General features: G+C 62.1%; 10 protein-coding genes. 5 read left to right on the plus strand and 5 right to left on the minus strand.

From position 1 onward, the window contains the following. Positions 1 to 186 precede the first annotated feature (186 nt). Positions 187 to 2,517, minus strand: a complete 2,331-nt coding sequence (locus P0D84_RS22855; protein WP_408340635.1) for an alkaline phosphatase family protein — start codon at positions 2,515 to 2,517, stop codon at positions 187 to 189. A 478-nt stretch (positions 2,518 to 2,995) separates the two neighbouring features. Here P0D84_RS22855 and P0D84_RS22860 point away from each other — a divergent pair, with 478 nt between their 5' ends. Further along, entirely contained in the window at positions 2,996 to 3,163 is a 168-nt protein-coding gene (locus P0D84_RS22860; protein WP_408340637.1) for a GntR family transcriptional regulator, read from the plus strand. On the opposite strand, the gene P0D84_RS22865 is transcribed toward P0D84_RS22860, so the two are convergent. The 3 genes from P0D84_RS22865 to P0D84_RS22875 form a co-directional block, all read right to left on the minus strand. Further along, positions 3,143 to 4,696 (minus strand): hypothetical protein, encoded by a 1,554-nt coding sequence (locus tag P0D84_RS22865; RefSeq protein ID WP_408340639.1) that lies wholly within the window; start codon positions 4,694 to 4,696, stop codon positions 3,143 to 3,145. The two genes, P0D84_RS22860 and P0D84_RS22865, sit on opposite strands and share 21 nt — an antisense overlap. Before the next feature lie 305 nt (positions 4,697 to 5,001). Further along, on the minus strand, positions 5,002 to 5,562 hold the full coding sequence (locus P0D84_RS22870; protein ID WP_408340641.1) for a DinB family protein: 561 nt from the start codon (positions 5,560 to 5,562) through the stop codon (positions 5,002 to 5,004). Between the two features lie 15 nt (positions 5,563 to 5,577). After that, positions 5,578 to 6,363, minus strand: a complete 786-nt coding sequence (locus tag P0D84_RS22875) for a GntR family transcriptional regulator (protein ID WP_408340643.1) — start codon at positions 6,361 to 6,363, stop codon at positions 5,578 to 5,580. A gap of 187 nt (positions 6,364 to 6,550) precedes the next feature. Between P0D84_RS22875 and P0D84_RS22880 the strand changes: the two genes are divergently transcribed. The 3 genes from P0D84_RS22880 (at position 6,551) to P0D84_RS22890 (ending at position 10,415) form a co-directional block, all read left to right on the plus strand. Further along, positions 6,551 to 7,282, plus strand: coding sequence for an enoyl-CoA hydratase/isomerase family protein (locus tag P0D84_RS22880; RefSeq protein ID WP_408340645.1), 732 nt, complete (start codon positions 6,551 to 6,553; stop codon positions 7,280 to 7,282). A gap of 200 nt (positions 7,283 to 7,482) precedes the next feature. Beyond that, positions 7,483 to 8,883 carry an MFS transporter gene (locus tag P0D84_RS22885; RefSeq protein ID WP_408340647.1) on the plus strand — a complete coding sequence of 467 codons (1,401 nt, stop codon included), beginning with the start codon at positions 7,483 to 7,485 and terminating at the stop codon, positions 8,881 to 8,883. A gap of 20 nt (positions 8,884 to 8,903) precedes the next feature. Next, complete coding sequence (locus P0D84_RS22890) at positions 8,904 to 10,415, plus strand: aldehyde dehydrogenase (protein WP_408340649.1); 1,512 nt, start codon at positions 8,904 to 8,906, stop codon at positions 10,413 to 10,415. 125 nt (positions 10,416 to 10,540) lie between these two features. Here P0D84_RS22890 and P0D84_RS22895 read toward each other — a convergent pair whose 3' ends face one another. Continuing rightward, positions 10,541 to 11,218, minus strand: coding sequence for a FadR/GntR family transcriptional regulator (locus P0D84_RS22895; protein ID WP_408340651.1), 678 nt, complete (start codon positions 11,216 to 11,218; stop codon positions 10,541 to 10,543). 223 nt (positions 11,219 to 11,441) lie between these two features. Here P0D84_RS22895 and P0D84_RS22900 point away from each other — a divergent pair, with 223 nt between their 5' ends. Then, complete coding sequence (locus P0D84_RS22900) at positions 11,442 to 13,226, plus strand: gamma-glutamyltransferase family protein (protein ID WP_408340653.1); 1,785 nt, start codon at positions 11,442 to 11,444, stop codon at positions 13,224 to 13,226. Positions 13,227 to 13,260: the final 34 nt, after the last annotated feature.

Genomic DNA, 13,260 nt, shown 5'->3' on the forward strand with positions numbered 1-13,260 from the left:
GTTGATATTGTTTTCGCCGGGAAGTCAGTTTCCGGGCAACCCCGCAGTCGCACGAGGCGAGGCGGCCGGGAAAATGTGCGAGATGTTCAACAAAAGTGCCGGGTAACGCGCAAGGCATCCCCGGCATACAGCTGCGATGGTTTCAGACCGGGGAAAGGGCGAACCCCTTCCCCGTGAGCGTGAAACTTACTGGATCGTCCAGATGTTGGTCTGGGTCTTGTCCGGACCCGGCACACGATTCGCTTCCTGCGTACCGATAATGTCGGCCGGATTCAGCTTCTGCGTGTAACCCGCCGGCGTGATGTACGCATGGTTCATCGGACGGACCGAGTCGAAGTGCGTATCGGCGCTGTTCGCGAGTTCCGGCAGGTTCAGGATGTTCGCCGTGATGAAGTTCTCGGTGTACTTCGAGCGAGCGATGTACGTGGACTCCTGGCCCGGTGCCGGATCGGCGAGCTGGAACATGTCCTGCAGCGTACGCACGAACGCGAAGTGGCTGTACGCGTCGCTGTCCTGGATGCCCTGCGCGCCATGGTTCGTGACCACACCGAAGATCGAGTTGCCGTGACCGTGGTTGCCCTTGTTGTACTGCACAGTCGTCGTCGGGGTGTACTTGCCGTTCGTGAACGTGAGCGGTTCAGCGGGCGACGAGGTACTCGGGTTCCAGCCGCAGCACGACGTCGAGCTACCTTCGCCTTCGTCGAACATCACGACGATTGCGACATGACGTTGCGGATTGTTCCAGATCGGCGAAGCCTGGATCTTGGTCACCACCTGCTGGACGTACGCGTCGCCACGCTTCACGAGGTTGTCGCCCTTACAGGTCGGGTCGTTACCCGTGCCGTGCATGTCGTCGCACTGGTCAGGCATGATGAAGTTGATCGCGCCAACGTCGCCGTTCTGCAGGTCGGTATCGAACTGGTCGACGTTGTAGCCTGACGGGACCGGGTACACCGACGTGCTCTTGAGCGCCGTACCGTACTGCGTACCGAAGATCGTGCGATTGTCCGCGAAGAATTCCGGCAGCGAACGCGCGGTCTGGTAGGCCATGCCCGGGTGGTGTTTCGTCTTGTACAGCTGTGACGGGATTGCCAGCGGCGGGCTGGTCAGGCCGGCGGTGACGGTACCCGCGATGCCGTTGTAGCCGGCCACGACGGCCGGGTCGGCGATGCTATCGGTACGCGGATCCTGGCCCGGGTTCATCGATTCGCTATACGTGCGCCATGCCAGGCCGGCGTTCGACAACTGCGTGAACAGGTTCGGTTGGACGATGTTGTGCGCGGCGGTCGAGCCCGTCGGACAAGTGCCAAAGGCGGTCAGGGCGCTCTGGTTGGTCGGAACACCAGCGGGCGTTGCCACCAGCGGCTGACCGTCCGATGCCTTGCCGCCCGGGAACGCGACGTCCTTCAGTGCGGTAGCGTCTACGCCGCAACCCCACCAGTTGTCGTCGGTGATACCCCAGTCGTCCGCACCGCCGAGTGCCGTGTAGTTCGGTTCCGACGGGTTGCCGGTCGAGTAATAGGTCGTGGCCTGGTTCCACTTGCCGCTCGTGAAGTCGAGGTTGCCGGCAATGAACGGTGCGTCGCCCGAGCCCTCGATACCGATCGTGCCGCCCGTCGTGGTACCGATTGAACGGTTCTCCATCATGACGATGAAGACCGCGTCATAGCGCGGAATGCCTTCGACGTTGAACGCAGCTTGCTGCGACTGTGCGAACGTGATCGGCGCCTGCTTCTGCGTCGGCACAACGGCGGTCGTCGAGCTCACGCCTGCCTTGCCGACGAGCGACGGATCGCCACCTGCAACCGCGAGGTTGTCCGGGTACATGTCGCCGCGATCGAGCTTCGTCGTCGCGTACGTATAGCGGTTCGTCAGTGCATTGTCTTCAAACAGGATCGCCGACTGCTCGGCGCCCGACAGCTTGTTCACGTCGCCGAGCACGTCGGCGGCCGCGACAACCGCCTGCGACGCGGCTACACCCGGACCGCTCAGGCGCGTCGCGAGGTTGGCCTTCTCGGCTGCGTAGGTCGTGCCGTTTGCTTCAACCAGACGCTGGATTTCGCTCGACATCGGGCTGATCACGACGTTGGTCGCGCCCTGGTCGGCGAGCTGCGCTGCCGAGGCGCGCAGGATCATATGGCTCGGAGCGGCTGCGCCGGTTGCCGTGTTGGTGGCCTTGGTGCTCACGTCGGCGATCAGTTGGCCGGTGCCGCTGGTCTTCAGCGTGAAATGGCCCGTGGCGTCGGTCGTCGCGATCGTTTCAGTCCCGTCGCACTTGCCGTTGCCGTTCGCGTCGACGCACACGGTCGCGCCAACGTAGTAGCCAGCCTTGAGCGTCGGATCGCCAGTCGTGCTGCCCGGCACGAAGCCAGCGGCGGCAACGGCGCCCGAGATTATCGTGGTCGGCGTGCTGGCCGTCGGCGTGTTGTCGCTATTGCCGCCGCAAGCTGCCAGTACGCAGGCTGCCGCGATCGAGGTTAGAAGAGGAGTAGTACGTTTTATTGGATTGACCGACATTGTGGGGTGCCCCTGTTGGTTGCATGCACTGCTTCTTTTTTGCGCCTTCTATATGCAGGCGACAGGGGATTATCGAGTCGATGTATTTATCTCCCGTGAATGGGAACTTTCATTAAAATTACAATTAAGTAATATTTTTGCGCACGGAAAATGTCTTTGTCATCAAATTGGCATGTTTTATCTATCTCGCTGCGTGGTCGGGAGAGGGCTTCGCCATTGCGCGGAGGGAAAGTAGACATTCGTTTTCGGGCAATCAAACAGGCAATCAAGGTTGTGATAACTGCGCTCCGTCCAGCTACGAGGTGCCTGGTAGATCTCGCGGGAAACACCGTGTATCGCACGTGCCACATAGGCCTGCTTTTCGCCCACTGGCCGAATGTAAGGATGGAAATGTGCATGGCGACCTCGTGCGAGTAGGGGAGCTTGTATTGCGCCATGGCAAGACCGACAATCAAAAAATTGTCATGGATACACTGACATGCCTGAACCGCGCTACAAGCAACTGGTCGACCGCCTCGCAGACGATATCCGTGCAGGCCGCCTGCGTCCCGGGACGCGTTTGCCGGCGCATCGCGATCTGGCGGCACGCGAACGCTTTTCGTCGTGGCCGTTGCCGCCGGCTATTTCAGTTCGCACTCGCGTTTAGCAAGATCATCCCGTGTATGCGCGAAAGCGCCTGTTGCCATGCGGGGCTGTCCTGTGTGGCCTGGTTATCCTCAAGGAGGGGTCTCAGCAACGCAAGCAGGTCTTTCGAATTGGACGTGCTCGTCGGCGTGGTGACATCCGACACCAGCAGGCCTCTCACGTATTGAGATTGGCGCGTGGATTGACTGGACGTCTGATTCAGCGACGCCAGAAGCAGGTTGCCGCGTTCCGCCTCGATTTTGACCGTGCTGCTTGCGTCGTCACTGATCTGTATGTAGTTGTAGTTCTGTGACCCTGGCGATGAGCCGAGTTCGACCGGACCGCCGGATAGCGCCTCGTGATAACTCGCGCGCAGATGCGATTGCTGGTTTTGCGAAATCGTGCCGTTCATCAGATCGCCTTTGGTACTGGTGCTTTGAGAGACCTGATAGGAGAAAGTGTCCTGTTGATTCAGCAGCAACGGATTTGACGAGACCGGCGTATCGGTAATCGAGGCGGCGAAATCGCCGAGACCCGTCAACATGGCCTGGTCCGATTGCGCGAGCCACGGCGCATAGGCCGTACCGGGAAGCTGTTGCGTCGAATTCCCATAATCGCTGTTCATCTGCGTGAACGCGTCCTTGAACATCGACATCAGCTCTGCGTTGCCGTGACCTTTCGCGTTGGCATTGTCGAACTGCGCGAGAAAGCTTGCGATGGCCTGATCGCGTTGCGCGCCCGATCCCCAGAGTGCGGAATCGCTCGTATCGACTTTGAGGTTCATCGTGCCGGCCGAGTCCGTGACGCTCACGCTCCTCGCTGAGCTGTTCTGGGAAAATTCGGCTGAAAGGTTGTTTTGCCCGGCGCCCGTCACATTGAACTGCATGTCCACCGACGACAATACGGACGGGTCGAACTGCGTCAGACCGCTCAGATCGAGTTCCGGCGGGGACGCGCTCAGGCCGTTGATGGCGTTCTGAAAGCCGTCGGCCAGCTTGGCCAGCGCGGTGCGCTCGGCGTCACTCAGCGTCGCGCTGCTATGCACGCTGACCCCCAGCGTGCCGTTCCCGCTATCTATTTTAATGTCGACCTCGAGGCCGCTCGCGGTCTGAACGGTCAGCCTGATATGGTCTTGCGGACCGTGTGACGAAGTGCCGACTACACCGATTGCACCGGATGCGCCCGCCGAACCGGCCGTGACCGACTGCGAGAAATCGTCACCGGTGGTCGTGAAGCGATTGAGCAGCGCGCTTCCCAGGTTATTGAACTGCCCCGACATCGTGCCGGCCATGTAATTGGCCGCCATCACCAGAGAGACGGCATCGGTGTTGCTTTGAGCCCACGTGACGGTCGGTTCCACACCTGCCAGGATTCCTTGCTGCGTGTAGACGATGGGCGTTGCGACGAGCCTCGAGGGAATCGTGACAATCGTCGACGCGGACCCGCTGAGGGCACCTTGCGATGCGCGCGCTGTCGCAGCAAGGCTGTTCGCCGTGTTTGATAACGGTGTCACCGTCGGAGGAAGGACGGCGTTCAATGACGATAAGGTGGTCATGGTGCGGTGCCTTGTTATTTTCGGCGGACGATGGCCGTCCTCTGCGCGACGACCGGTTTCAGTCAGGTTATCGACAGGAAGTTGAAAACCTTTAAGGAAAATGCCGGGCTTTATTGAAAGCTGCCGCGAAAGGGAAATGAATCCGCTATTTCGACTGGCTGCTCAAGCATGGGTGTATGCCGCACGCATTGGACTGCGGGCACGCGCGAAATTTTGACGGTTGCACCGGCGGTCAAACCGGGCTTTCGGGATTCACAGAAAGCGGCGGCCGCGGTGCGTCGCCGCGCGCCCGAAACAGGCGGACCTTACGCTTGCGCCTGATCGTTCGAATCGTGAGCCTCGTGCGAGGCGCGCGCGAAACCGGATTCCGGGTGGGTCTTGAGAAAAACAGGTAGATCGGTCGTGGGCGGTTTGGCGGGAACGTCGAAGAACATTTCGCAAACCCACCCGCGATGATACGAAGCGTGATTCACGAGATGCATGAACATCGCGCCGCGCGACATCGTCGAACGCTCGCCGGAGATGAACGCGAACGACAGTTCCTCAGCCAGCGACGCGTCGGTCTGTGCATCGGCCCAGCGTTCGAACCACGCGTTCAGGTCCTGTTGCGCGCGGCGCAGGTCGTCGAGATCAGCGTGCACGACCACGTTGCGCGCCGTGAAGCCGTGCTCCTTGCGTTCGAGGTGTGCCTTCCAGATCAGATCGACCACATAGTTATGGTTTAGCGTACCGATCATCGTTTTGAACAGCGTTTGCCGGACTTTGACGACTTCATCGGGCGGCAAGGCACCGGTGGCGTCGAACAGCACGTTGTCGGCCCAGCTTTTATAACGGGAAAGAATGCGGGCGGTTTGCGTATTGAGCATGACTGGTTTCCTCGACTATTCGCCTGCGTCGTTCAACACGTCCAGCGCCGCGCGACACGCGCCGGCCAGCTGTTCACGCATCAGATCCTGCACATTCGACGAGCGGTTCACAATGGCATCGCGAATTCTGACCGACTGACTGAACGACGCCTGCATACGGCCGCCGCGCGCCATCGCAATGCGCCGCACGCGCCGCACGGGTCCGATCAATCCTGCGTGGCTGTCCTGCAGCGTGCGGTTGTCGGCGATCGTCATGACGATTGTGTAGAAGCGGTCTAGCGCATCGACGTAACCCGGCGGATCGTCTGCATCGACACTCACTTGCATCGCTTCGATCACGTCGTCGAGTTGCGCGGTGCCGAGCGCCGTGATGCGCTCCGACGCGAGTTGCACGGCAAGACATTCGAGCGCCGCGCGCACCGTGTAAATCTCTTCGACATCGCGCAGCGTCACGGCGCGCACGTACGCGCCGACGCGCGGCAGCACCGTCACCAGTCCCTCGCGTTCGAGTTGCGCGAACGCCTCGCGCATCGGCGTGCGGCTTACGTTCAACTGCTTGGCGACCTGCACTTCGGAAAGGCGACTGCCCGGCGCGAGCACGCCTTCGACGATCGCCTCACGCAACGCGGGCACCACCACGCCTTCGCTCAGTGAATCGCTGGATGCATGCACCGTGCGCATGCGCGAGTGATATTTGCTCGCGATCCTGTCGAGCGAATGGGCGCCTGCATGTGCGCCTTTTGGGGGCTTCGGCGCGGCAGCAGTTTCGTCGGTTTTGAGCGCGGTTTTGCGGGAAGGCATTGACACCTCGTGATCATGTGAATACGCTGTATACAGATTATACACCTGCCGGAATCTCGCGGCTTTGCATGGTTGATAGCTTTGCGTGGGACTGGAGTAAGCGTTCAAGCGCTAACTCCGGTCGACAGCTTTGCATGGGACCGGAGTAAGCGCTAAAGCGCTAACTCCGGTCGACACAGGAGACGTTATGGATCGCAGTCCATTGTCGCAGCCGGTTTTGATCGAACGAACGGGCGACGTGCTAAGTTTTACGCTGAATCGCCCGGATGAAGGCCACGAGGTTTCCGCCTCGATGTTCGACGCCATGATGGCCGCGTTACGCAGCGAAGCCGCTGAGCCGAGCGCGCGCGTGCTGCGCATCCGTGCGAACGGCCACGTGTTTTGTACCGGGCGCGAGCGCGCTGGGCGCGACGCGGCGTCGATCCGGGCGGAAGTCGCGCGGCTGATCGAATTGAAGCGCCTCGTGCGTGGCACATCGATGATTTCAATCGCGGAAGTGCAGGGCGATGCGCACGGCTTCGGCTTCGGACTCGCGATTCTGTGCGACTTCACGCTAGTCTCGTCGCGCGCCACGCTCGCGTTTCCCGAGATGCGCAAGGGCTTGCCGCCCGCCGCGATCATGGCCTACGTGGGCCGCTACGCGTTGCCGAAGGCGCTGTTTCCGATGGTGCTGTTCGGCGACACGCTGACGCCCGCCGCCGCGTTGCAGGCTGGGCTGATCACGCAGGTCTGCGAACCCGCTGCGCTACGCAGCAACGCTGACGCGCTCTCCGATCGGATCCTCGCGCTCGACGACGCGGGTGCGCGCCAGTGCAAGGCGTTCTTTCAGGCGGCGGAAGAAAGCCCGATTGAACAGAACTTCCGCAGCGCGACGGACATGCTGACCGTCACGAGCCTGCGCCTGATGCAGGGCCGCTGAGCGTGAGCGCATCTGCAAGTTGAACTATCGCAGTCCATAGACGGTGCGCGCGAACTTCGCGGGATGGCTCGGTTTGCGCAGCGCGTCGACAGCTTTGCATGGGACCCGAGTAAGTGCTCTGCATGGGACGAGAGTAAGCGCTAAAGCGCCTACTCTGTTCGACACGCTAAAGCGCTAACTCCCGTCGACAGGAGACAGACATGAACGTCAACGCAGGGCCGCGGCTCGATCGTTTGCCAATGTCGGGATTTCATCGGCGCATCATGTGGTTGATTGGCATCGGCATGTTCTTCGACGGTTTCGACATCTACGTGGCGTCGACCGTGCTCGGTGCAACGCTCAAAACCGGCTTCTCGACGCTCGGCCAGAACGCGCTGTTCGTGTCGCTGACCTTTCTCGGCATGATGCTCGGTTCGCTCGGCACCGGTTTTCTCGGCGACCGCTTCGGCCGCCGCTTCACGTATCAGGCGAATCTGGCGATCTTTGGACTGGCGTCGCTCGGCGCGGCGTTCGCGCCGACTATGAGCGTTCTGATCGCGTGCCGCTTCGTGATGGGCCTGGGGCTGGGCGCGGAAAACGTCGTCGGCTATTCGACGCTGACGGAATTCGTGCCGCCGCAAAAGCGCGGCAAGCTGCAAGGACTGATGGCCGTGTTCGTCGTGTCCGGCTTGCCGGTTGCGGGGCTAATCGGCTTGCTGCTGATTCCGGCATTCGGCTGGCGTGCGATGTTTGTTCTGGGCGGGATCGGCGCGCTGGGCGTCTGGTATGCGCGCAAGTCGCTGCCCGAGTCGCCGCGCTGGCTCGACTCGGTTGGCCGTCACGCAGAGGCCGACGCGATCCTGCGGCGCATCGAAGACGAAGTCACGCACGCGCGCGGCGGCCAACCGTTGCCGCCGCTAGCCGTCGGAAAGACGCCTGGGCCGGCTGCAGTCTTGCTGTCGTTCGGTTCATTGTTCAGCGGCACGATGTTGCAACGCATGATCGTCGGCTGCGTGACGCTCGTGGTCATCAATACGCTGCTGTACGGCTTCGTCACCTGGTTGCCGACCTTTTTCGTGCATCAGGGCTTCAGCATCGCGAGGTCGTTCGGCTTCGCGCTCGTCATGTCGCTCGGCGCGCCAATCGGCTCCGCAATCGGCGCATTGACGGCGGACTCGTGGGGCCGCAAGCCAACCATCATCGGCGCGTCGCTCGCGGCGATCGTGTTCGGCGCGATCTATCCATTCGTCTCGAATCCGCTGCTGCTGCCCGTTGTCGGCCTGTTGCTGACCATTCCGATCTACGTGCTGGTGGCGCTGCTGTTCGCGGTCTACGTACCCGAACTTTTTCCCACCGAAGTCCGGCTGCGCGCATCGGGTATCTGCAACACGCTGGGCCGCGGCGCGACGATCGTCACGCCGTTTATCGTGGTCGCGCTGTTTGCGCAGCACGGCATCGTCGGCGTGCTGGCACTGATGATCGGCTTGCTCGCCGTTCAGATCGTCGTCGTTGCGTGGCTCGGCGTTGAGCCGACCGGCCAGCGTCTCGAAGACCTGCAACCCGCCGACCCACAGGCACGCGATGCGCCGGGCGCCGACGCGCATGCATCGCCTCTCAAGTGAACCACCTGGAATTGATCTCTATGGACACCGTGAACCCCAAACATCTCGATGCACAGCTTTTCATCGACGGCGCATGGACAAACGCCGACACCGGCCGCACGCTCGACATCGTCAATCCGGCGACAGGTGAAGTAATCGGCGCGCTCGCGGCCGCGTCGGAAAAGGATGTGGACCGTGCGGTGCGCGCGGGTCATCGCGCGTTCGAAAGCGGCGCGTGGCGCGACCTGCCGATCCAGCAACGCGCGCGTGTGCTGAACCGTTTCGCCGATCTGTTCGAAGCGGACCTCGAACAGTTTTACACACTCGAAACGTTGAACAATGGCCGGCCGATCTCGGAGACACGCGCGCAGATTTCGCGTCTGCCGCAGTTCTACCGCTATTTCGCGGCGCTTGCGTTGACGCGCCGCAGCGACGTGATTCCGATCGAAGGGCCGTACCTGTGCTACACGCAGCGCGTGCCGCTCGGCGTCGTCGCATTGATGACGTCGTTCAATCATCCGTTGATGATTCTCTCGAAGAGCCTTGCGCCCGCGCTCGCGACGGGCAATAGCGTCGTCATCAAGGCATCCGAACAAACGCCATTGACCACCGTGCGCCTGGTGCGTCTGCTTGATGAGGCCGGCGTGCCGAAGGGGGTGGTCAACGTGGTGAACGGCGAAGGGCGCGAGGCGGGCGCGGCGCTCGCGCGGCATCCGCAGATTCGCAAGGTCGTGTTCACGGGCGGTACGGAAGTCGGCCGCTCGATTGGCGAAGCGGCGGCGCGTAGCTTCGCATTGACGACGCTCGAACTCGGCGGCAAGGGCGCGGTGATGCTGTTCGACGACTTCGACATGGCGCGCGCGGTGAACGGCGCGGCGTTCGCGGCCTTCATCGGCGCGGGACAGACCTGCGTATGCGGTGCGCGGATTCTGGTACAGAAGTCGATCTATGCGGAGTTTCTCGAACGCTTCCGCGCGAAGGCGGCGAGCATTCGCGTGGGCGATCCTGCCGATGTGAAGACGCAACTCGGACCGGTGATTTCAGACCGCTCGCGCCAGCGCATTCTCGCGATGCTGGAGCGTGCGAAGGCCGCGGGCGCGAAGTTGCTGACGGGTGGCGGCATGCCGTCCGGCCTGAAACAGGGCTTTTTTATCGAGCCGACCGTGCTGTACGATGTCGATCCGCTTTCGGAGATCGGTCAGGATGAAGTGTTCGGGCCCGTGACCGTCGTGATGCCCTTCGACGACGAGGCGGACGCGATCCGCATTGCCAACGGCACGCAGTTCGGCCTCGCCGCTTCCGTGTGGACGCAGGACGTGGCGCGCGCGCATCGGGTGGCGGGCAAGCTCGAATTCGGCATGGTGTGGGTCAACGATCACCATCGCCTCGACCCGGCGTCGCCGTGGGGCGGGTTCAAGAATAGCGGCGTGGGACGCGAGACGGGTGTCGAATCGTTCGATCAATTCAGCGAGCCGCGCGCGGTGACGATCAATACCAGCGGCAAAACGGTCGACTGGTATGCGGATGACGGTGAACTGAAGCGTCTCAACTGATTCCGCCCCGCGCGCTTTGCCGGCGTGTCGGCGCCAAGGCATGAAGGCGCGGGTGGCGCGTCACATGCAGAGACACGCGCTGACGACGCACCGCCGCCAGACACGCCGTCGCCTGACGCACCGTTTCAAACCTGTTGATCAGCGAGACCGCTCACCTTGGCCGACGCGCGCAATTGAACGTTCAGCAAATGCTCGCGCATGCATCGGGCCGCCGTTTCTCCATCACGGGCTTTCATCGCATTCACGACAGCCTGGTGCTGCTGGGCGAAATAGTGCCGAGTCTCCTGGGCGACCGTTTTCGTCCGCACGTCGGGCTTTACGCGCATGCCATTGATGACTTCCATCAGCGCGATAAGGGCGGGATTGCGGGTGGCCTGGGCAATCAGCAAATGGAATCGGTGATCCCATTGCTGCCACTCTTCGTCGTTGTTCGCGGCAGCGTTCTTCCGTGCGCACTTTTCCAGTTCCAGCAGATCGTCCCAACTGGCTTTGGTTGCGGCGAGTTCTGCAAGTGCGGGCTCGAACAGCAGTCGCATCTCGGCGATATCCGCCGGACTGGTCCCCGCGCGCAGTCCACGCAGCGTGGGACCAAACTTCAGCGGCCGTGCTCCGAGATAGGTGCCGCGCCCAACGCCGCGCCAGACCCGGCCTGATGCCTCCAGTGAAGCAAGCACCGAGCGCAGTTCCCTTCGACTGACTCCCAGGTCTTCAGCCAGCCTTCTTTCAGGCGGCAGCGCATCGCCGTCTTTGAGTTGATGGTCGGCGATATATCCGAGCAAGCCGTCCAGTGCCGTGTTTTCCATTTTCTTAAACCGAACCAATGATCATTGGTATCAACAGTACCAGAATCGCCGCGCCCCCACGTGCGGATTCCCGAAAATTTTTTGATCCGCTATATTGCAAGGCGATTTCAGGTTAGCATCAAGTGAAACCCATTGGCCTCGTTCTCTTCTGGTCTTTTGTCTAACTCGTACCTATGATGATTGGTTCAGACACCAGTCGCCCGCCGTCGAAAAGGAGTCGCGCATGTCGTTCACAACCCGCCCGGAACTGATCGGCACATTCGGGATGGTGGCCTCCACGCACTGGCTGGCCAGCGCATCGGCCATGGCCGTTCTTGAGAAAGGCGGTAACGCATTCGATGCCGCCGCCGCCGCCGGTTTCGTTCTGCAGATCGTCGAGCCGCATCTGAACGGTCCGGGCGGCGAACTGCCGGTCGTGTTCTACAGCGCGCGCGAAGACCGTGTGCGTGTGCTTTGCGGGCAGGGCGTGACGCCCGCGGCCATGACCATCGAGCGGATGCGGAAGTTAGGGCTGGAAGTCGTGCCGGGGACGGGGTTGTTGCCGGCCGTGGTGCCCGGTGCGTTCGGCGGGTGGATGGCCATGCTGCGCGATTACGGGCAATTGCCGCTCGAGGACGTGTTGAGCTACGCGATCGGTTATGCGGAAAACGGCTATCCGGTGCTGCCACGCATGACTTCATCGATCCTCGCCATCAAGGATTTCTTCCGGACCGAATGGCCCACTTCGGCCGAGCAATGGCTGCGCGATGGCGACGCGCCCATGCCGAACCAGCTGTTCGCCAATCCGGCGATTGCCAACACCTACAAGCGCATTCTGCGAGAAGCGAATGCCCGCAGTGACCGCGCCGAGCAGTGCGAACGCGCACGTGAGGTGTTTTATCGCGGCTTCGTGGCTGACGCCATCGACCAGTATTTCCGCTCGACGCCGGTGCTCGACACATCGGGTCAGCGCAATTACGGCCTGCTCGACGCCGACGACCTCGCTCGCTGGGAACCGTCCTATGAAGACCCTGTTTCGTACGACTATGGGGACCTCCGTGTTCACAAGACCGGTCCGTGGGGACAGGGGCCGATGTTCCTCCAGCAGCTCGCGCTGCTCAAGGGATTCGATCTCGCGGCCATGGACCCGACGGGGCCGGATTTCGTCCATACGATCATCGAGTGCTCCAAGCTCGCGTTCGCCGATCGCGAGGTGTTCTACGGCGACCCTGCGTTTGCGCACGTGCCCATGGATGTATTGCTGAGTGACGCCTACAACGACGAGCGTCGCCGGCTGATCGACCCGCATCGCGCGTCACTCGAATTCCGTCCTGGCACGCTGGGCGATAGCGAGCAGCGTGCCGCGCGCATCGTGGCCCTGGCTGGCAAGGAACAGTCCGGCGGCTTCGGCCAGGGCGAACCGACGTTCGCCCCTTTGCCTGAACTGCGAGGCGATACGGTTCATCTCGATGTCGTCGACCGTTGGGGCAACATGGTGTCGGCAACGCCGTCGGGCGGCTGGCTGCAGGCGTCTCCCGCCGTGCCCGGTCTCGGCTTCAACGTCACCACACGCGCGCAGATGTTCTGGATGGAAGAGGGCCTGCCCTCGTCGCTCGGTCCGGGACGCCGTCCGCGCACCACGTTGTCGCCCACGCTCGTCACGCGCGCAGGCAAACCCTACGCGGCCTTCGGTACGCCCGGTGGCGACCAGCAGGATCAATGGTCGCTCCAGCTGTTCCTCAAACACGTGCACGCCGGCATGAACTTCCAGGCTGCCGCGGATTCGCCGTCATTCCAGACCGCTCACTTTCCAGGTTCGTTCTACCCGCGCGCGATGCATCTGGGCAAGATGTCCGCCGAGTCCCGCTTTCCGGAAAGCACGCTGGCCGAGTTGCGCGCGCGTGGACACGACCTGACTGTGGCCGAGCCCTGGGCGTTGGGCCGGGTTTGCGCGGTCGGAATCCGAAACGGTCTGATGCGTGGCGCAGCGACGCCTCGTCAGATGCAGGCATATGCGGTCGGGCGATAACTTTCGCGTTCCAGAGATCGCGTCCATTCCTTCA

Origin of the sequence: Paraburkholderia sp. RL17-337-BIB-A (assembly GCF_046025895.1) — a bacterium.
GTDB lineage: Bacteria > Pseudomonadota > Gammaproteobacteria > Burkholderiales > Burkholderiaceae > Paraburkholderia > Paraburkholderia fungorum_C.

What these genes read in the sequence shown, in the direction of transcription:
- P0D84_RS22855 (WP_408340635.1), bottom strand. Translation starts at nt 2,517, where the DNA reads ATGTCGGTCAATCCAATAAAACGTACTACTCCTCTTCTAACCTCGATC.
- P0D84_RS22860 (WP_408340637.1), top strand. Translation starts at nt 2,996, where the DNA reads ATGCCTGAACCGCGCTACAAGCAACTGGTCGACCGCCTCGCAGACGAT.
- P0D84_RS22865 (WP_408340639.1), bottom strand. Translation starts at nt 4,696, where the DNA reads ATGACCACCTTATCGTCATTGAACGCCGTCCTTCCTCCGACGGTGACA.
- P0D84_RS22870 (WP_408340641.1), bottom strand. Translation starts at nt 5,562, where the DNA reads ATGCTCAATACGCAAACCGCCCGCATTCTTTCCCGTTATAAAAGCTGG.
- P0D84_RS22875 (WP_408340643.1), bottom strand. Translation starts at nt 6,363, where the DNA reads ATGCCTTCCCGCAAAACCGCGCTCAAAACCGACGAAACTGCTGCCGCG.
- P0D84_RS22880 (WP_408340645.1), top strand. Translation starts at nt 6,551, where the DNA reads ATGGATCGCAGTCCATTGTCGCAGCCGGTTTTGATCGAACGAACGGGC.
- P0D84_RS22885 (WP_408340647.1), top strand. Translation starts at nt 7,483, where the DNA reads ATGAACGTCAACGCAGGGCCGCGGCTCGATCGTTTGCCAATGTCGGGA.
- P0D84_RS22890 (WP_408340649.1), top strand. Translation starts at nt 8,904, where the DNA reads ATGGACACCGTGAACCCCAAACATCTCGATGCACAGCTTTTCATCGAC.
- P0D84_RS22895 (WP_408340651.1), bottom strand. Translation starts at nt 11,218, where the DNA reads ATGGAAAACACGGCACTGGACGGCTTGCTCGGATATATCGCCGACCAT.
- P0D84_RS22900 (WP_408340653.1), top strand. Translation starts at nt 11,442, where the DNA reads ATGTCGTTCACAACCCGCCCGGAACTGATCGGCACATTCGGGATGGTG.